Consider the following 19472-nt stretch of genomic DNA (forward strand, 5'->3'; position numbering starts at 1 on the left):
TAAAAAAAATCAGTTTAAATCAGCCAAAATCTGCGACCCGCCCCGCCGGGTTCCGCGTTCCAAACTATGCTTAAAATCGACATCCACACCCATATCATCCCTGATAAACTCCCGAAGTGGAGTGAGAAGTTTTTGGATAACAGATATATTCATCTTGATCATCATTGTCCGGGATGTGCGCGGATGATGCAGGGGGATAAGTTTTTTAGAGAAATTCAATCCAATTGTTGGGATGGCGAAGTGCGTATTCACGATTGTGATGCCACGGAAGTTGATGTGCAGGTATTAAGTGCCATTCCGGTAATGTTTCATTACTGGGAAAAAAACGCACAATATGCCTTGGAGACTTCCCGCTTCCAAAATGATTTTATTGCAGAAGTTGTTTCGCGACATCCAAAACGATTTATTGGTTTAGGAACAGTTCCACTCCAAGACCCTGAATTAAGTATTCAGGAAATGACGCGTTGCGTAAAAGAATTAGGATTGGCTGGAATAGAAATTGGTTCGCACGTAAACGATTGGAATTTAAATGCGGAAGAATTATTTCCGTTTTTTAAAGCAGCTGCCGATTTAAACGCCGCCATATTTGTCCACCCATGGGATATGATGGGAAAAGATAAAATGAATAAATACTGGCTGCCCTGGCTGGTGGGTATGCCGGCTGAAACATCACTGGCTATTTGTTCGATGATATTCGGTGGTATTTTTGAAAAACTCCCACACCTGAAAGTTGCATTTGCACATGGTGGTGGTAGTTTCCCGTCTACAATCGGACGTATTGAACACGGTTTTAATGTGCGGCCCGATTTAGTTGCAGTAGACAATCAAGTAAATCCACGCAATTACCTCGATAAATTTTATCTCGATACCCTTGTGCATGATGAAATGATGATGCAATATTTATTGAAATTATTCGGACCAAATCAACTCGCACTTGGCAGCGATTATCCCTTCCCTTTAGGTGAACATCATCCGGGAAAACTTATCGAATCGTTAGGGCTTGATAATTCCATTCAGGAACGTTTGTTAAACGGTACTGCATTGGAATGGCTGGGTGTTAAAAAAGAACAATTTATTTAAGCTGACGACTATCGGAAGTGTAGTTTTTATGCTGAAAATCATACTATTTTATTTCCGGCAACGTTGTAGTGCTGAACCCAATGGTATGTTTAAATACCTTCAAATATTATTTTTAGGATTGAGTTTGATGTTTGGCAATACCGCTTTTTGCCAAACAGGTAATGATTGTGCACGTCAGGATGGTATATACAAGCGCAAGCAAACTGTTGATGACTTCGGTAGATGGCAGCAATATGCATTAACTATTGTAAAAACTGATAGCAGTTTTCAACTAATAATTGATACTAATGCAACAACAAAGTTTCTATATAAAAAAGTAATAAACGATAATTTAAATTTACATGTTTATCAAAAACGTTCTAATAATGATTTGTATTTTAATTTCTTTTTAATTGATGAACTCAATCAGGTCACAGTTTGTCAAACTGAAAATGATGACTATTATCTGGATGTTTATTATGCTTGTGGTAAAATATATATTTGGAAAAACAATGGATTGTCAATTTTAGAAACAAACGATAAATTATTAATACCTACTATTTTTACTAATTGTAGAATCGTTGGGGCCGACAGCAATTCAATTTTTATAAAAAATTTTGGGACAGTTAATGTTGATGGACGTATTTGTTATGGCGAAATCTTATTTAAAATTAGCACAAAAGATGTACGATGTATCGTGACACAGTCCAGCAAAAAACATCAAAGTCGATATAATGCTGAACTTTCTAAACTCGTTTATTTATCTACTGAGTATAATATTAATTTAATCGGAATTACAAGCGGTGAAGTAAATTGTGGGTATCGGAGTTTTTACAATTATTCCATTACTTATAACAACGAAATTACTGACACTTTAGTAATAGAAAGTGAATTACCACTACTAGGATTTAACAAAGTTATAGGGGATACCCTCGTGATTGAAACTTATCAAACAACCTATTCATTTTTACACGGAAAAAAAATTGCTGAAATTTGTATTAATGATACGCTAAAGAACCAACTCAATCATGTTATAGGTGAATTTATTTATTTCTACACTGTAGATAATTACCTTTTAGCCGCAAAAAACTATCGATTTGAAACGATAGACTCCCTTTTGTATAATGCAGAAAATGGTGTAACGATTAATAAATTAAACCCTGTTGATGAAGGACTTGGTTTACAAATTATTTATCTCTTCGACAAAAACACCATGGAATTTTTGGGATATCCGGAAGTGGTATTTCGGTAATTACACCTCATCCATCATCATGCCCAAAACAATTTTGACTTCTGCATAATCAAAACCCTTGCCCAATGCGCCGCGCACAAGTGTTAAATCGGTAGTGTCGAGTTCGCGTGCTATTGCTTTTATTTTATTTATTTTTTCAGATGGTATTATTCCTTCGATAGTAGTTTCACCGGTTTCAACAAATTGTAATAAATGTTTTAAAATAGTGCCGTATGACAAACTTCTTGCAAGCGCAATTTCATCTACTGATAAGCCTTCCTGATACAGATGTAAACTTTCTGCAAAAGTACTGCCCTTTGGGGCCTTAATTTTGCCTGCTGTTTTGGTTGGCAGATTTGGAACATATTGTTTAAAGGTATTAACGCCTCTGTATAAATTTATTTCTCCATAACGCACTTCAAAAATATTTTTAAGATGCATCTCTAAAGTGGAAATTAAATCCAACACATATTCATAATATTTTTTGATTTTTCCCTGTCCGTTTATTTCATGCAAATGATCAACCAAAGGCGCAAATATGCGTTGCTGCATGGTATCACCAAACCAGTCGACAGCCTTGGTTACACGTTCATATAATTCATTTGATTTATTAATGTCGTAATCTGCAATCAATGCGGGTAATTTTTCTCTAAATTTTTCTGCAACCTCACGTTGCTCATAAATAGCCTGAAGCAAACGGGTAGTTAATAATATGGCGCCACGTTTATTTTCGAGTGTGCGGTCAGGTACAAATTCGGCAAAAGCTTCCAGTAATTTTACCGGTTTGTCCCAATTAAATGCATCAAACAATTTTTTTTGCTGATAACGTACTTTTTCGGTTGAAATAATATGTTCTAACCGGTCTTCCTGCATCTCCTTTTCGGCAAAAGCAATTATACGCGGGTCGGTGCCGATAGCAGTACCAAAAATGCGTGATAATAATACCATACCATCTAATGTTGTACATCTGCTCAACGCAACATACACCTGCCCCGCAGCAAACGACTGACCAGCATCTATTACCACTTTGTCAAAAGTTAATCCCTGACTTTTATGAATGGTTATTGCCCATGCCAGTCGGATGGGATATTGGGTATATTTCCCAATAATATCTTCAACTATTGCATTTTTATCTTTATTAAACTGATAACGGATATTTTGCCAGGTTTCTTTTTTTAATTCAAAATCTACACCTTCATCGCGCATGGTAACGGTGATGGTATCTTTATGAATACTTTTTATTACAGCAATTTTTCCATTATAATATTTTCGTTCTTCTCCTGTATCATTTTTAATAAACATAATTTGTGCACCTTCCTTAACTACTAACTGCATGTCGGCCGGCAGCGATTTATCAGAAAATTCACCTTCAATAATTCCCTGAAAAGTAACAGCAGGCGTAGTTAACTTTGCCAGCTCTTCAGTATTAATTTTATCTGCTTTATAATTATGTGAGGCAATGGTAATATAATTTTCATCCGCCGGTGGCCTGAAGCCCGGTTCGTATCGGGTTTGCAGTAATTCAAAATCTACATCCGACATGGTATTATTTCGAACATTATTTAATAAATCAATAAATTGTTGCTCTTTTTGTCGGTATATTTTTTTTAACTCAACGTATACTACCGGTGTGGTTTTAAATACATGTGCATCGAAAAAAAACGGACTGTCATAATGTTCCTTCAAAATTAACCATTCGTTATCCGGTGCTACGGGAGGCAGTTGGTACATATCGCCGATAAATAATATCTGTACACCCCCAAAAGGAATATTTTTTTTGCGCACCCCACGTAAAATAGCATCTATACAATCTAATTTATCGCAGCGCAACATACTTACTTCATCAATAATTAAAAGTTCGAGTTCTTCCATTACCTCGCGCTTTTGTTTATTGAGTTGCACTTTGCTGAATAAATTATGTTTATAGGTAACATTTAAATGTCCGCTAAAAGGTGCATTTACAGGAATAAATACTTCAAATGGCAATTGGAAAAACGAGTGCATAGTAACACCACCTGCATTAATTGCCGCAACACCGGTTGGCGCTACAACAGCACAATTTTTTGTAATGGTATTTTTAATGAAACGCAAAAATGTGGTTTTACCACTGCCTGCCTTGCCCGTTAAAAAGATATGCTGACCGGTATAATTAACCAATTCGGCAGCTAAACGAAATTGTATATTGGAATTGTCAGGATACTCCATTTTAAAATCTGTTTTTAAGGATTAAACAGCAGTAAAGCTATAAAAAATATCTGCAACAGCCCCGTTTTAAAGCGTTTTAAACCCTGCATCCGCTGAATTGGTTATTTGTATTGAGCATAAGCGGTTAATTTTTTTTGAATATTTCCGTTTTGGGATTTTATATGGTTTTTTATTGATTATGAGTTGTTTAACTTTGTGCCATGTTACCTCAGTTTGAATCAACATTAGCTTATGCAGAAAGTTTAGATGCTGCAGATGAATTACAATCGTTTAGAACACAATTTCATATTCCTGCTGTAAATAATAAGGAATTAATTTATTTCTGTGGTAATTCATTGGGATTGCAACCAAAAAGTGTACGTGCATTTTTGGAACAGGAATTAACCGATTGGCAAAATTTAGGTGTGGAAGGACATCTACACGCAAAAAATCCCTGGTTATATTATCATCATTTTTTAACAGAATCAACTGCGCGATTAGTTGGCGCAAAACCACTTGAAGTGGTGGTAATGAATTCGCTAACTGTGAATTTAAATTTATTAATGATCAGTTTTTATCGCCCAACCAAGCAGCGATATAAAATTGTGATGGAATATATGGCATTTCCGAGTGACCAATATGCCGTTGAAAATCAGGTAAAATTTCATGGTTTTGATGCCAATGATGCCATTATTGAATTAATGCCAAGAGAAGGTGAAAATTGTATCAGAACGGAAGATATTTTATCGGTAATTGAACAAAATAAAAATGAAATTGCATTAATTATGATTGGTGGTGTTAATTATTATACCGGTCAATTATTTGATATGCAAAAAATAACTGCTTTCGCAAAAAATTGTTCGCCTGAAATTATGGTGGGATATGATTTAGCGCATGCAGCAGGTAATGTAAATTTACAATTGCACGACTGGCAGGTTGATTTTGCCACTTGGTGTTCATATAAATATTTAAACTCCGGTCCCGGCGGAACGAGTGGTGTTTTTGTGCATGAAAAACATGCTGAAAATGATACCTTACCGCGCCTTAGCGGATGGTGGGGTAATGATGAAAAAACGCGCTTTAAAATGCAAAAGGGATTTTTTCCGCAACCGGGAGCAGCAGGATGGCAAATGAGTAATGCACAAGTATTATCGATGGCTGCACATCGCGCTTCACTGGCAATTTTTGATGAAGCAGGAATGAAAAAATTAACGAATAAAAGTTTAGTGCTTACTGCTTACCTTGAATATTTATTATTAAACGGAAAAAGAAAAGATTTTAAAATAATTACACCATCGGATACTACACAACGTGGTTGTCAGTTATCGATTGTGATGGATAAAGATGGTAAAAAAACATTTGATGCATTAACACAAAATGGAATTATTGCCGACTGGCGTGAACCTGATGTAATTCGTGTTGCACCTGTTCCTTTATACAATTCATTTAAAGATGTATTTCAATTTGCCGAAATATTTCATTCGGTATAAATAAAATAACTTTTGTAAAAAATAAAACCACCGATTCGGTGGTTTTATTTTTTTATAAATATTACATGCCCGGTGGCTGATATGCCGGAACTACGTTATCGATTGGTGGAATTGTTTTTAGGTAAGCATAAACGGCTTTTAAATCTTCATCCGGCCACATGCTTAAACCCTGCCAAGGCATTGGAGGCATAATTGGACGTTGATTATCCATACCTAAATGTTTGCCTTCTTTCATTGCTTTTAAAAAGTTTTCTTCAGTCCATGCACCTAAACCACTTTCGCTTGGCGTAAGGTTGGCGGCATAACTTGTGCCCCAAGGTCCAACAGCAGCAGTTAATTGCGGATGCATCAACACCCAATCAGTTAATACTGCTTTGTCGTAAGTAGGAAGTGCAATCGCAGCCTGATGTCCCGACAACATTTTGCTCATATCAAATGCAGGCCCTTTGTCGGTCATCATTTTTGGAGTATGGCAGTCGTTACATCCCCCAACCCCAACTAAAAATGCTCCGCGTTTAACGGGATCTTCTGCAGGTGTGGTTTCATCGGTTGTGGATTTGTGTTCCGTTTTTACAGAACAGCCGTAAATTGTTGCAATTGTGAGTGCAACAGAAAACAGGTAATAGGTTGTTTTTCTCATTGTATGTGAATTTGTTTGAAATTTACGAACAATTTTCATTTTTGAGTTTTATCATCATTTGAAGTGGTAAATAGGTTTATTTTTGCCAAATTCTATAATTTGTAAGTATGCAACATGTAAAAAGTATAGCCATTATGGGAGCAGGGCTCGTTGGGTCGCTGTTGAGTATGTATTTGAAAAAACGTGGATACGAAGTAACGGTTTATGAACGCAGACCCGATTTGCGTAAAACCGGTGCAGCAGGTGGCAGATCCATCAATTTGGCGATTAGTGAACGCGGCTGGAAAGGCTTAGCCGGCGTGGGTATGGAAGAGGAAATCAGAAAAATTGCCATCCAAATGCCGGGCCGTATGATTCATGATGTGCAGGGAAACCTCAGTTTTCAGCCTTATGGCAAGCCCGGTCAGGCAATTAATTCGGTTTCAAGGGGCGATTTGAATATAGCTTTGGTTGATGCTGCTGAAAAATCGGGCATTACTTATCATTTTAATCAGCGGATAGTTGAAACCGATATGGCAGGCACGTATGCCATAATGGAAAACCTTGAAACCCGCGAAACATATAAATTACAACCGGATTTGATTATTGGTGCCGATGGCGCTTTTAGTCTGGTGCGTTATACCATGCTGAAAACCGAGCGTTTTGACTATAATCAAACCTATGAAGCACACGGATACAAAGAATTAACCATCCCTGCAGGCCTAGGTAATACCTGGCAAATTGAAAAAAACGCCCTGCATATCTGGCCGAGAAAAAACTTCATGCTGATTGCCTTACCCAATATGGACGGCAGTTTTACCTGCACACTGTTTTATAATCTCGATGGTGAACAGTCATTCAAAACCCTTACCACAGAAAAAGAGGTGGAAGTATTTTTCAAAACATACTTTGCCGATGCTATGGAACTGATGCCTACGTTGTATCAGGACTTTTTTGGCAATCCAACCGGTTTATTAATGACCGTAAAATGTTTCCCATGGAGCAACGGAAACACCATGCTGATAGGGGATGCAGCGCATGCTATTATTCCTTTTTACGGACAAGGGATGAATTGCGGTTTTGAGGATTGTACGGTGTTAAATGAGCTCATGGAGCAGTATAACGACGATTGGAGCAAGATAATACCGGCTTACCAAACAGCACGTAAACCCAATAGCGACGGCATTGCAGATTTGGCGAAGCTGAATTTTATAGAAATGCGGGATTTGGTAGCAGACCCTGATTTCCAGTTCAAGAAAAAAATTGCGGCTAAGGTAAGTGAAGTGTATCCGGAGCGGTTTATTCCGGTTTATACCATGGTTTCATTCAGCCATTTGCCATATAGTGAGGCTTTAAAAGAATACAAACGGCAGGATGAAGTGCTTTCGGCTGCCCTCAATTTACCCGAAATCAGGGAAAAATGGGACACTATCTACTTCGAACAGATTGCTAATCAACTCTTTAATCAATAAACTAAAAAACCCGCCATTGGCGGGTTTTTTAGTTATATAAGGTTTCAGAAATTAGTTTCCGCCTGTAGCGCCACCTTTTTTCTTAATGTCAACACCTTTTTTAGTGTCACCAACTTTAGTTCCAACGTCTACTTTTTTGTCAGTAACAACCGGAGTGGTAGTTTTAACAGTCGTAGTTGTAGTTTTTGATGTAGTGTTAGCGCTTACTGCGTTTTTAGCATCTGTAAGCATTGTTTGCATGCTCATAATTGAGTCCATTAACATGGTTTTTTCAGCTAAACAAGCGCTATCAGCAGCTTTCATAGCTTTTTCCATATCAGCAAGTTTAGTTGCCGCTTCTTTGTCTGAACAGCTAGCTAAAACTAAGCCTGCAGCCACAACGAAAAATAACATTTTAATTTTCATATTGTTTTGTTTGTTTTTGATTTTTGGAATAGTATTTGACTACAAAGGTATAAATAATAAATATTCATACCTTAATTTTGCAGAACTTTTTAAAAAAAACAATTTATGAAGACTAAAATTTCAATGTTAAGCATTGCGGTTATTGCTGCCTCAACGATGATTTTTACCGGTTGCGGCACCGAGGACCTTTCAACACCAACTATCGTTTTAGACGGTGATTCACCTATGACTGTCGTATTAGGCGACACTTACACAGATCCGGGTTTTTCGGCTACTGATGATGAAGATGGCGATATTTCTGCTAATGTAGTAGTTGATGATTCTGAAGTAAACACCGATGAAATTGGCGAATACGAAGTATCTTATACAGTTACTGACGAAGCAGGAAATACCGGCACTGAAACACGTATTGTTCGCGTGGTTGTTGGTAAATCTAACTACCTTGGAACTTACCAGGTGCACGAAGTTTGTGACATGGACGGCGACGGAATTAAAGGTGAAGCTGGTGTTCCTTACGAAATTAACGATTACACTGTAACTGTTACTGCTGCTGCAGGAGCAAATACTTTGTTATTCGAAAACTTTGGTGCTTACGGCGATATCGTTGTTGTACCGGTTGATTTCTTAGGTGACCTCGACGAATTACTTTCAGTTGACGATTACAACTTACCTGGAACTACCATCTACTTTAACGCAGATGGCGAAATTACAACTGCTACTACCAGCGCAATCGAGTTTACACTTGATTACACTGCGGAAGACACAGGCGTAATTATTCCTTGTGATGCAACTTTCGAAAAATTGTAATAACAAACCTTACTCAAAAGCCCCGATGTCGCTGATGTCGGGGCTTTTGTATTAATATTATTACCTTAGTTGCACATTTTAACCCTTATATGTTTCAATTGCGTACTTTATTCATACTGTTTACCCTTGCCCTGGTTAGCGCCTGCGCTAAAACCGATACCGATAGCCCCGTGCTGGAACTAAATACCGATGGTTCAATACATTACCGCGGCACAACCTATAATGACGCGGGTTTTACAGTAGCTGATAACCACGACTGCAACGTGCAAAACAATGTGGAGGTACTAAATACCGTGGATGAAAACAGATATGGCTCCTATACCGTCACCTACACCGTTGCCGATAATGCCGGTAATCAAACCGAAGAAATCCGTGTGGTAGATATCGTTTTACCGCTTAGCGACTACTACAACCAAACTTGGAAAGCTTACGATACCTGCACATCCGGCAATTATGATTATTACGGGCTGATTCAGGATTGTGATTGTTATGGCAAAAATGTTACGGTTGGAAATATCAGCAATTTCGGACTTTCAGCAGCGTTTACCTTGCCGGTGAGCGGACAATTTTCGCAATTTTTAACCCTCGATACCACAAAAGCAGCAGTTAACTTTTTCGGGACAGCAACCATGAACCCCACAGCAGATTCATTAAAATGGAGCTATTTGATATCCGATTCAATTTCAACCGACGCCTGCACATCTGTTTGGATTAAAATGTAACCTTTTCAGTCTGCAACTTGTTATGTATTTTTACTAAAGCGATATGCCGATAAAAAAACTATTATATTATTTAACATTTTTGTTCATCACCAATACTTTGGTGGCGCAAACCACTAATCGTATTCCCGGTGAAATAATGGTGCAACTATTTAAAGGCGCTTCACCCGAAAATTTTATTCAGCGCATTAACGAAAAAAATAATTTTAATCTCGAATTAATTTCCCCTGCATCTAAAAGATTTAACATCTGGGTTATAAAATATGATACAAATGTTTTTTTGGGAGATAAAATTATTGCTGCCATTTATACTGACCCTTATGTAGCAAATGTGCAGTATAATCACATTACATCTGAACGCTCCATTCCAAATGATACTGCTTTTGATGAACAATGGAATATGTTTAATGATGGTACTACAGGTGGTATTGAAGATGCCGATATTGATGCCGATTTAGCATGGGAAACTACCACAGGGGGCGTTACCGTGATGGGTGATACAATAGTTGTTGCATTAATTGGTGAAGGCGGAAGTTTAACACATGATGATTTAACCTATTGGGTAAACAGAAATGAAATTCCACTCAATTTAATTGATGACGATGGAAACGGATATGTTGATGATTATAACGGATGGAATGTTACCGATGGAAATGGTGTAATACCTGAGCGATATCATGGCACCCATGTTGGCGGAATTGCCGGCGCAAATGGAAATAATAATTTAGGCGTAACAGGTGTAAACTGGAATTTAAAAATAATGCCGGTTTATAATATTTCGAATGAAGCAGAAGCCGTTGCTTCTTATACTTATGCATTCGAAATGCGCGAATTATACGAAAATACCGATGGTGAAAAAGGTGCTTATATAGTTGCAACAAACTCTTCGTTTGGAATTGATTTTGCAAACCCTGAAGATTATCCGATTTGGTGTGCCATGTATGACTCTTTAGGAAAACTCGGCATACTTAGTGTTGGTTCAACTGCTAATTTCAGTGCGAATATTGATATTGTTTTTGATATGCCTACTTCCTGCAGTTCCGATCATCTGATTACTGTTACCAATACCGATAAGGCAGATAATTTATTAAACGCAGCATACGGTGCAGCAAGCATTGACCTTGGCGCTCCGGGAACTTTGGTTTATTCTACTTTACTTGAAAATTCATACGGATTTTTAACCGGAACAAGTATGTCGGCACCACATGTTACAGGTACAATTGCGTTATTATTTGCTGCTGCATGTCCTAAGTTTTTCCAAGATTACGATTACGATCCTGCTGCAATGTCGCTATTACTAAAACAATATATTTTAAACGGCGTGGATTATGTTCCTGATTTAAATGGTATTACCGTAAGTAACGGACGATTAAATGTAAATAATGCCATTAATAATTTAGTTGAAACAGGATATTGTGCGGTGGGTATTAAAGATGTAGATAATTCAACATTGCAGATACAAGTACATCCAAACCCCGCAAATGCAATGTTGTATATTACAACAAATGATATTACTAACGATGAAGTGATTATTGAAATATATAATCAAACAGCACAGCAGGTTTATAAACAAATAACCGATGATGCTAATTTGATGTTATCCGGAATTAATGTTGCCGATTTTGCAAATGGCTGGTATGCAATTACCATTACCAATGTAAAAACAGGACAACGATTTGCTACCGGATGTATTATTCAACATGATTAAGTGAAAACATTTTGTGATGGAGAAAAGATGGGTGATTAAAGATGCGGATGAGGACAAGGTGAATTCGCTCCAGCAGGAATTAAAAGTGCATCCTGTTATTTGTAAATTATTGGTTCAGCGCGGTATTTATTCTTATGAAGAAGCCAAAAAATTTTTCAGACCCGCAATAACCGACCTGCATGATCCTTTTATTATGAAGGACATGGATAAAGCCATTGACAGAATTGATAAAGCAATAACAAATAATCAGCGCATTTTAATTTATGGCGATTATGATGTTGATGGCACTACTTCTGTTGCACTGGCATTTTCGTTTTTTAACAGCATTTATAAAAATATCGATTATTATATCCCCGATAGATATTTGGAAGGATATGGTATTTCAATTAAAGGTATTGATTACGCTAAGTCAACAAATTGCGATTTGGTAATTGCTTTGGATTGCGGAATAAAAGCAGTTGATAAAATTGAATATGCGAATTCAATTGGTGTAGATTTTGTGATTTGTGATCACCATATTCCGGGTGATACTGTTCCTGCGGCGTATGCAGTGCTCGACCCGCATCAGCCCGACTGTAATTATCCGTATAAAGAATTAAGTGGCTGTGGTATCGGATTTAAATTAATTCAAGCTTATGCCATCCGCCACCAAATTCCGGTGGAACAAATTATTCCTTATCTGGATTTGGTTGTGGTGAGTATTGCAAGTGATATTGTTCCCATTACCGGAGAAAACCGGGTGCTGGCATTTTTTGGAACAGAACAATTAAATAAAAATCCAAGACCGGGATTAAAAGCATTAATTGAAATTGCAGGGTACGAAGGACAATTAAATATTTCAAATATCGTTTTTGGTTTAGGGCCGCGCATTAATGCTGCCGGAAGAATGGATGATGCTAACAAAGCGGTAAAAATGTTAATTGCCGAAACAATAGAACATGCGAAAAATGGTGCGGACGTATTACACGAAAAAAATGTAGGCCGAAAAGAAGTTGATAAAATGATTACTTCAGATGCATTGTATATGTTGCAAAGTAATCCCGATACCGATAAACGTGTTTCTACAGTATTATGCAGCGATAAATGGCATAAAGGTGTTGTGGGTATTGTTGCATCGCGCATGCTGGATCATTATTACAGGCCGACAATTTTGTTAACAGAATCGGCAGGTATGTTGTATGGAAGTGCTCGTTCGGTGAAAAATTTTGACATTTATGAAGCCATAAAAGCCTGTGCCGATTTATTGGAACAATTTGGCGGACATATGTATGCAGCTGGCTTATCACTGAAACCTGAAAATTTTGAATTGTTTAGTCAGCGATTTGATGATGTAGTGCGCGCAAGTATAAAACCGGAACAATTAATTCCTGAAATTGAAATTGACGCTGCTTTACATTTAAAAGATATTACACCAACGTTTAATAATATTATTAAACAATTTGCACCATTTGGTCCGCAAAATATGGACCCGATTTTTATGAGTGCTGAATTATTAAACAATGGAAAATCGCGTATTGTTGGTGATAACCATTTGAAATTAGGTGTAAAAGATAATAACCGTTTTAATGCTGATGCTATTGCATTTCAAAAAGGTGCTTTTTATGAGGCAATTAATAATGGAGCACGGTTCGATATTTGTTATACGATAGAAGAAAATAATTTTCGCGATATGAAAAATTTACAATTGAATGTCCGCGATATTAAATTAAACTAATTTAAATTCAAGATTGTGATTTTACGTTCAGAAAAACTGGTAAAAAAATATAAGCAGCGCACTGTTGTAAATGAAGTGAGTGTTGAAGTAAATCAGGGTGAAATAGTTGGTTTGCTTGGTCCGAATGGTGCCGGAAAAACTACATCGTTTTATATGATTGTAGGTTTAATTAAACCACTGTCGGGCAGTGTATTTCTGGATACAAAAGATATTACCGATTATCCGATGTATAAACGTGCGCAATTGGGAATAGGTTATTTGCCGCAGGAAGCAAGTGTGTTTAGAAAAATGAGTGTGGAAGATAATATTGCGGCGGTATTACAAATGACAAAATTGAAAGCAGCAGACCAAAAGAAAAAGTTGGAATCGCTGATAGGCGAATTTGGTTTAGGCCATATCAGAAAAAGTAATGGTGATGTTTTAAGTGGTGGGGAGAGAAGAAGAACAGAAATTGCGCGTGCACTGGCTACCGACCCGAAATTTATTCTGCTGGATGAGCCTTTTGCAGGTATTGATCCAATTGCAGTGGAAGATATTCAACTGATTGTAGAAAAATTGAAATATAAAAAAATTGGTGTTTTAATTACTGACCATAATGTGCAGGAAACTTTATCGATTACCGACAGAGCGTACTTATTGTTTGAAGGAAAAATTTTAAAGCAGGGCTCAGCAGAAGACCTTGCCGGCGACCCTCAGGTGCGGAAAGTTTACCTCGGCCAGAACTTTGTTTTACGAAAAGGCAGGGTTTCGGCAGTACATTCTGATACAGATGTGGAATAAAAGATATCTTTATATGATACCACAGGCTTAATTTTGCAGCGCGGATGTCCATCATTCACTCTATAACCTCAACCGTTTTTAAAATGCAGATTGCCCGCATACAGCAGGCAGTGCAAGATCCGGCGCGTGCTCAGGAGTCTGTATTTGAAACACTTATGGCAGGTGCTGCCGGTACAGAATGGGGGAAAAAGTACGATTTTAACTCAATTAATAATATAAATGACTTCCGAAACCGCTTTCCGGTTCAGGATTACGAAAGTTTAAAGCCATATATCGACCGGATTATGATGGGTGAGCAATTTGTATTGTGGAATACACCTATCAGTTGGTTCGCAAAATCATCGGGCACCACAAGCGATAAAAGTAAATTTATTCCGGTTAGCAAAATGGCGCTCGACGACTGCCATTTTAAAGGAAGCCGCGATGTGTTGGCCATGTATTTACATAATAATCCGGCCTCCAATTTATTTTCCGGCAAAACACTGCTCATGGGTGGCAGTCACCAAATTAACAAACTGAATCACCACTCAAAATATGGCGATGTAAGTGCCGTTATGATGCAAAATATGCCATTATTGTCGCGTTATGCCATGACTCCACCACTAAAAATTGCATTAATGGACGAATGGGAAAGCAAAATTGAGGCAATGGCTGACCATACCATAAATAAAAATGTAACCAGTATAGCAGGTGTTCCTACATGGACCATCGTTTTAATTCGCAGATTATTTGACCTCACAGGTAAAAAAGATTTGAAAGAAATTTGGCCAAATCTTGAACTTTATATTCACGGTGGTGTAAGTTTTAAACCGTATCGCAATCAGTTTAATGCGTTAATTAATCCCGATAAAATGCATTATGTGGAAACGTATAATGCCAGTGAAGGATTTTTTGCATTTCAGGATAGGCTTAATTCTGATGAAATGTTATTGATGCCTGATTATGGTTTGTTTTATGAATTTATTCCGATGGAAGAGTTTGATAAGGAATATCCTAAAACTATCATGCTCACTGAGGTTGAATTAAATAAAAATTATGCCGTGGTAATTTCTTCCAATGCGGGTTTATGGCGCTATAAAATTGGAGATACCATTCGGTTTACCTCAAAAAATCCGTATCGGATTCAGGTATCTGGCAGGGTGAAACATTTTATTAATGCTTTTGGTGAAGAAGTAATTGTAGATAATACCGATAAAGCAATTGCAGAAGCCTGTGCACAAACCAATGCTACAGTGGTAGAATATTCTGCAGCACCAATTTATATTCAGGGCAACGAAAAAGGTGGTCACGAATGGATTATTGAGTTTGGTCGTGGGCCGGATAACCTGGAGCAGTTTGTAAGTATTCTAGATAAAACATTGCAGTCGATTAATAGCGACTATGAGGCAAAGCGGCATAAGGACATGGCTTTAAAAATGCCGGTTGTGCACGTTGCGCCTAAAGGTGCTTTTTACGAATGGCTTAAGTCGAAAGGCAAGCTGGGCGGGCAGCACAAAATTCCACGCCTGAGCAATGAGCGCATTTACCTTGAAGAAATTTTACGCTTTATCTGAGTCCTGCTACTTTTCGTCAATTTGGTTAACTTTGGTTGTAATAACCACACCCTAAAACCAAAAAATCGTGAATCGTTACACAGCCATTTTAATTGATGACGAAGAACCGGGTCGACGCAATTTATCTGCACTGCTCGAAAAATATTGTCCCGAAATTGAAGTCATAGCCGAAGCCGCCAATGCTGCTGAAGCAAAAGAAAAAATTCTTTCCCTCGGCCCTAATGTTTTATTTCTGGATATTAATATGCCCGAATTAAACGGGTTCGATTTATTGGAATCACTCAATAAAAAAGATTTTGCCGTTGTATTTGTTACTGCACATAAAGATTATGGTATTCAGGCAGTAAAAGCAGGTGCAATTGATTATATCTTGAAACCAATTGTAATAAAAGAATTACAACAGGCCGTAAATAAAATTGTATCGTTCTACGATCAGAAAAAATCGGAATTGGTTACAGAAAATCAAAAACCCGGACGTATAACCTTAAGTCATACCGGCGGATTTAGTGTAATTGAAATGAAAGATATTATTCGCCTCGAAGCTGAAAGTAATTATACACGCGTTTATGTATCTGAAAAACGTTCGTATTTTGTTTCTAAACCGCTTAAAGTTTTTGAAGATAGTTTGAAAGATAATATATTTTTCAGGGTGCACCGTTCTTACATCATAAACCTGAATCATGTAAAAGAATTTTTACGTGAAGATGGTGGTGTAATTGTAATGAATGATGATGCCAGAATTCAATTACCAAAAGCACGATACAACGAATTTATTGAAGCAATGCGGAGATTGAGTATCGCAATTTAAATATTAAATGAAAACACAACTGAGAACTTACCTCATACTCCTGTTATTATTGTGTAGCAGTTTCCCCGCTTTTACACAAATGTTTCCTTCTCGCCAATACACCACTGAAGATGAATTGGCAAACAGCAACGTTTATGATATTTGTCACGACGCACGCGGCTATTTATGGTTTGCTACCGAACGTGGTGTGAGCCGTTTCGACGGATATAAATTCACCAATTATTTATACAAAGAAGGTTTAGGTGGCTCAATTGTTTATGGTTTAACACAAGATGAAGAAGGTGATGTATTTGCAGCCACTAAATACGATGGTATTTATCGTTTGCAAGGCAATTTTGTGAAAGTAATTGATGAGAATAAACAAATTTCGAATGAACAAATTGCTAAATCAGGCGATTATTTTTATTCATTAAGAGATACACGTTATATCAGTGCAATAAAATTAGCAGGTAAGGAAGTTAAAAAAATAATATTCCCTTCAGTAGATATTGTTCCTTATTGCCTTTATAAAGATAGTAATGGCAATGTTTATGCCGGAACCAGCGAAGGTGTTTTCCAATTAAACGGGTTCGAAAAACCGCAACAGGTATTTAACGATATTTCTGTGCCCATTTATAGTATTTGTCTGCAACAAAATATTTGGTATTTGGGCAGCACCGGAAATGTAATTGCCATTGAAGGCGATAAAATTACTGCCATCCCGATAAATAATCCCGGTAATATTAAACGATTGCTGGTGGACAGAAGTAATAATATCTGGGCAGCAACTTTTCCTGAAAATAAATTATTTCTGATATCCAATAATCGGATTCTTGATGTATCGCTTAAATTGGGTTTGGGTGGTGTTTCGGTAAATAAGATAATGGAAGATAATGAAGGAAATATTTGGATTGCCACTTATGGTAAAGGTGTATATTGTTTTCACCACATGTATTGTACTAATTACACTGCCTTCGACGGATTAGAAAATGAATATATTACGGCAATTGAAGCACATGTTGACGGAAATGTTTTTGTTGGCACTTACAATGGGTTATATTATTTAGATGAAAATGGATTACATCCAAAAAAATTATTTCCGGGCTCACTTGAATTTATCAAAGAATTACAGGGAGAAGGAAAAAATTTATATGTTACTATGGCCGGTGTTCCCGACGAAGGAATGTTTATTTCCAGTCAACAAATAAACAAGGCCACAGCATCCTTCTTTTTTAATAGTGCTATCATGATTGATGGTGATGATTTTTATTACAACAGATGGGATAAAAAATTATGGAAAACATCGCTGTCAACAAAATCGCATGCTAACGCAAAAATTGTTTTTTATGATTCAACGGCTTTTTGGCAGCGCACTAATAAAATTTTTAAAGATAAAGAGGACAATATCTGGTTAGGAACCACACGAGGTATTTATATTATTGCACCGGATGGTCAATATCAAAAAATTGATACGGGATTTTATAAAACAAATATTACTGCCTTTTTATATGATGCTGAAGGTACTTTACTGATTGGCAGCGATAAAGGATTAATTAAATATAAAAATGGCAACTGGAGTACGGCAAGGGATGTAAAAGGAAAAAATCTTGAAAATATTACCAGTATCGTCCGTGATAAAAAAAACAGGGTCTGGATAGGCACTTTGAACGGTTTGTTTTTAATGGATAAAAAATCACTTATTCAGTTTGATACACGTAACACTTTACTTTCTGATGAAATTAATGTGCTGGAGTACGATACAAAAAATGATTATATCTGGGTAGGTACTACTTACGGATTATCAAGTATTGATTTAAACATGTTTGATCGCACACCGGTAAGTCCGCCGACTGCCATTTTTAAAACCATTCGCGCAACTGATTCTATTTATCGCGATTTAGATATTCATAATTCGATTACGTTACCGTATACCTCAAAAAATTTCACGGTGCGGTTTTCCGCAGTACACTTTTCATCACCGGAAGGCATTAAATTTTTATACAAATTTGATGATGGTGAATGGGAGCCAACAACAGGTCGCCAAATTGAATTTGCAGGTATGCCATACGGTAAACATACCTTGTTACTTAAATCGTTTGGTGAGCAGGAAATTGAAGGTCCTGTTGCTACATTAACTATAATTGTAGAAACACCAATTTGGGCGACTATTTGGTTTAAAATAATTGTAGGCATTGCCATTGGTGTTGCCGCATATTTAATATTGCGCAAACGTTTTGAAACTGTTCGTAAAAAACAGCAGGAGCGTTTAGAGCTGCAATCTAAAATTGCCGAATTGCGCCATCAGGCCTTGGCAGCGAGTATGAATCCACATTTTATTTTCAATGCATTAAACTCTATTCAGCATTTTATTAATGCACATAATACCGAAGAAGCAACCGATTATCTGGGAAAATTTGCCCGCCTTATTCGTATGATTCTGGATTATGGTGGTAAAACATTTATTCCGCTAAAAGATGAATTGGAGCGATTAAATTATTATCTCGAACTTGAAAAAATTCGTTTTGGCAATAAACTGAATTTTAAAATTGATATTGATCCGATATTATTGAACGAGCAGCCTGAAATTCCGAATATGGTAATTCAGCCTGTTGTTGAAAATGCATTATGGCATGGCATATTACCTGCCAATAGAAACGGTAATCTGCATATCTCTTTCACCAAACTGGACAATGCCATCAGGGTATTGGTTGATGATGATGGTATTGGGGTTCATGAAAGCAAACGACGAAAAAAATCCGGCCACAACTCTTTAGGTATTCAAATGATACGGGAACGCCTCGATTTGCTTAAAAAACTCAGTGGTTATCAGGCAACCATTGCCATTCATGATAAGTCGGACTTTAACCCGCCCGGACAAGGGACCTTGGTTCAAATTAATCTTGATTAGGGTTAGTTCCCTGTAAATCAGCTCCCTAAATCGACA

At 37.2% G+C, this 19472-nt stretch carries 15 protein-coding genes; 12 read left to right on the forward strand and 3 right to left on the reverse strand.

Features of this window, described 5'->3' with window-relative positions; all coding sequences use genetic code 11:
* Positions 1–66: 66 nt before the first annotated feature.
* Together IPI65_09790 and IPI65_09795 are read left to right on the forward strand one after the other, a co-directional pair.
* The gene (locus IPI65_09790) at positions 67–1080 is read left to right on the forward strand and encodes an amidohydrolase (GenBank protein MBK7441802.1); all 1014 of its coding nucleotides are present in this window, start codon (positions 67–69) and stop codon (positions 1078–1080) included.
* 85 nt (positions 1081–1165) lie between these two features.
* Positions 1166–2311 carry a hypothetical protein gene (locus IPI65_09795; GenBank protein ID MBK7441803.1) on the forward strand — a complete coding sequence of 382 codons (1146 nt, stop codon included), beginning with the start codon at positions 1166–1168 and terminating at the stop codon, positions 2309–2311.
* On the opposite strand, the gene IPI65_09800 is transcribed toward IPI65_09795, so the two are convergent.
* Positions 2312–4495, reverse strand: coding sequence for an AAA family ATPase (locus IPI65_09800; GenBank protein MBK7441804.1), 2184 nt, complete (start codon positions 4493–4495; stop codon positions 2312–2314).
* A gap of 200 nt (positions 4496–4695) precedes the next feature.
* Between IPI65_09800 and kynU the strand changes: the two genes are divergently transcribed.
* Entirely contained in the window at positions 4696–5964 is a 1269-nt protein-coding gene (kynU, locus tag IPI65_09805; GenBank protein MBK7441805.1) for a kynureninase, read from the forward strand.
* A gap of 61 nt (positions 5965–6025) precedes the next feature.
* On the opposite strand, the gene IPI65_09810 is transcribed toward kynU, so the two are convergent.
* Positions 6026–6604, reverse strand: a complete 579-nt coding sequence (locus tag IPI65_09810; protein MBK7441806.1) for a diheme cytochrome c-553 — start codon at positions 6602–6604, stop codon at positions 6026–6028.
* 107 nt (positions 6605–6711) lie between these two features.
* Between IPI65_09810 and IPI65_09815 the strand changes: the two genes are divergently transcribed.
* On the forward strand, positions 6712–8055 hold the full coding sequence (locus IPI65_09815; protein ID MBK7441807.1) for an FAD-dependent monooxygenase: 1344 nt from the start codon (positions 6712–6714) through the stop codon (positions 8053–8055).
* 51 nt (positions 8056–8106) lie between these two features.
* Here IPI65_09815 and IPI65_09820 read toward each other — a convergent pair whose 3' ends face one another.
* Positions 8107–8460 carry a hypothetical protein gene (locus IPI65_09820; protein ID MBK7441808.1) on the reverse strand — a complete coding sequence of 118 codons (354 nt, stop codon included), beginning with the start codon at positions 8458–8460 and terminating at the stop codon, positions 8107–8109.
* 105 nt (positions 8461–8565) lie between these two features.
* Between IPI65_09820 and IPI65_09825 the strand changes: the two genes are divergently transcribed.
* From IPI65_09825 to IPI65_09860, 8 genes are all read left to right on the forward strand, one after another.
* Positions 8566–9267: a DUF5011 domain-containing protein gene (locus IPI65_09825; GenBank protein ID MBK7441809.1), complete on the forward strand. Its 702-nt coding sequence runs from the start codon at positions 8566–8568 to the stop codon at positions 9265–9267.
* 98 nt (positions 9268–9365) lie between these two features.
* Complete coding sequence (locus tag IPI65_09830; protein MBK7441810.1) at positions 9366–9989, forward strand: DUF5011 domain-containing protein; 624 nt, start codon at positions 9366–9368, stop codon at positions 9987–9989.
* Between the two features lie 43 nt (positions 9990–10032).
* Entirely contained in the window at positions 10033–11694 is a 1662-nt protein-coding gene (locus IPI65_09835; protein ID MBK7441811.1) for a S8 family peptidase, read from the forward strand.
* Positions 11695–11710: 16 nt separating this feature from the next.
* Positions 11711–13408 (forward strand): single-stranded-DNA-specific exonuclease RecJ, encoded by a 1698-nt coding sequence (gene recJ / locus IPI65_09840; GenBank protein MBK7441812.1) that lies wholly within the window; start codon positions 11711–11713, stop codon positions 13406–13408.
* Positions 13409–13423: 15 nt separating this feature from the next.
* Positions 13424–14188, forward strand: coding sequence for an LPS export ABC transporter ATP-binding protein (gene lptB, locus IPI65_09845; protein MBK7441813.1), 765 nt, complete (start codon positions 13424–13426; stop codon positions 14186–14188).
* 44 nt (positions 14189–14232) lie between these two features.
* Positions 14233–15741 carry a GH3 auxin-responsive promoter family protein gene (locus tag IPI65_09850; GenBank protein MBK7441814.1) on the forward strand — a complete coding sequence of 503 codons (1509 nt, stop codon included), beginning with the start codon at positions 14233–14235 and terminating at the stop codon, positions 15739–15741.
* A gap of 67 nt (positions 15742–15808) precedes the next feature.
* Positions 15809–16549, forward strand: a complete 741-nt coding sequence (locus tag IPI65_09855; protein MBK7441815.1) for a response regulator transcription factor — start codon at positions 15809–15811, stop codon at positions 16547–16549.
* Between the two features lie 7 nt (positions 16550–16556).
* Positions 16557–19436 (forward strand): histidine kinase, encoded by a 2880-nt coding sequence (locus tag IPI65_09860; protein ID MBK7441816.1) that lies wholly within the window; start codon positions 16557–16559, stop codon positions 19434–19436.
* Positions 19437–19472 lie beyond the last annotated feature (36 nt).

This window comes from Bacteroidota bacterium (assembly GCA_016706255.1).
Lineage (GTDB): Bacteria > Bacteroidota > Bacteroidia > Chitinophagales > BACL12 > UBA7236.

Coding starts and splice junctions, on each gene's coding strand:
- IPI65_09790 (MBK7441802.1), top strand. CDS start 67: ATGCTTAAAATCGACATCCACACCCATATCATCCCTGATAAACTCCCG.
- IPI65_09825 (MBK7441809.1), top strand. CDS start 8,566: ATGAAGACTAAAATTTCAATGTTAAGCATTGCGGTTATTGCTGCCTCA.
- kynU (MBK7441805.1), top strand. CDS start 4,696: ATGTTACCTCAGTTTGAATCAACATTAGCTTATGCAGAAAGTTTAGAT.
- IPI65_09800 (MBK7441804.1), bottom strand. CDS start 4,495: ATGGAGTATCCTGACAATTCCAATATACAATTTCGTTTAGCTGCCGAA.
- IPI65_09835 (MBK7441811.1), top strand. CDS start 10,033: ATGCCGATAAAAAAACTATTATATTATTTAACATTTTTGTTCATCACC.
- IPI65_09860 (MBK7441816.1), top strand. CDS start 16,557: ATGAAAACACAACTGAGAACTTACCTCATACTCCTGTTATTATTGTGT.
- IPI65_09850 (MBK7441814.1), top strand. CDS start 14,233: ATGTCCATCATTCACTCTATAACCTCAACCGTTTTTAAAATGCAGATT.
- IPI65_09815 (MBK7441807.1), top strand. CDS start 6,712: ATGCAACATGTAAAAAGTATAGCCATTATGGGAGCAGGGCTCGTTGGG.
- IPI65_09795 (MBK7441803.1), top strand. CDS start 1,166: ATGTTTAAATACCTTCAAATATTATTTTTAGGATTGAGTTTGATGTTT.
- recJ (MBK7441812.1), top strand. CDS start 11,711: ATGGAGAAAAGATGGGTGATTAAAGATGCGGATGAGGACAAGGTGAAT.
- IPI65_09820 (MBK7441808.1), bottom strand. CDS start 8,460: ATGAAAATTAAAATGTTATTTTTCGTTGTGGCTGCAGGCTTAGTTTTA.
- IPI65_09810 (MBK7441806.1), bottom strand. CDS start 6,604: ATGAGAAAAACAACCTATTACCTGTTTTCTGTTGCACTCACAATTGCA.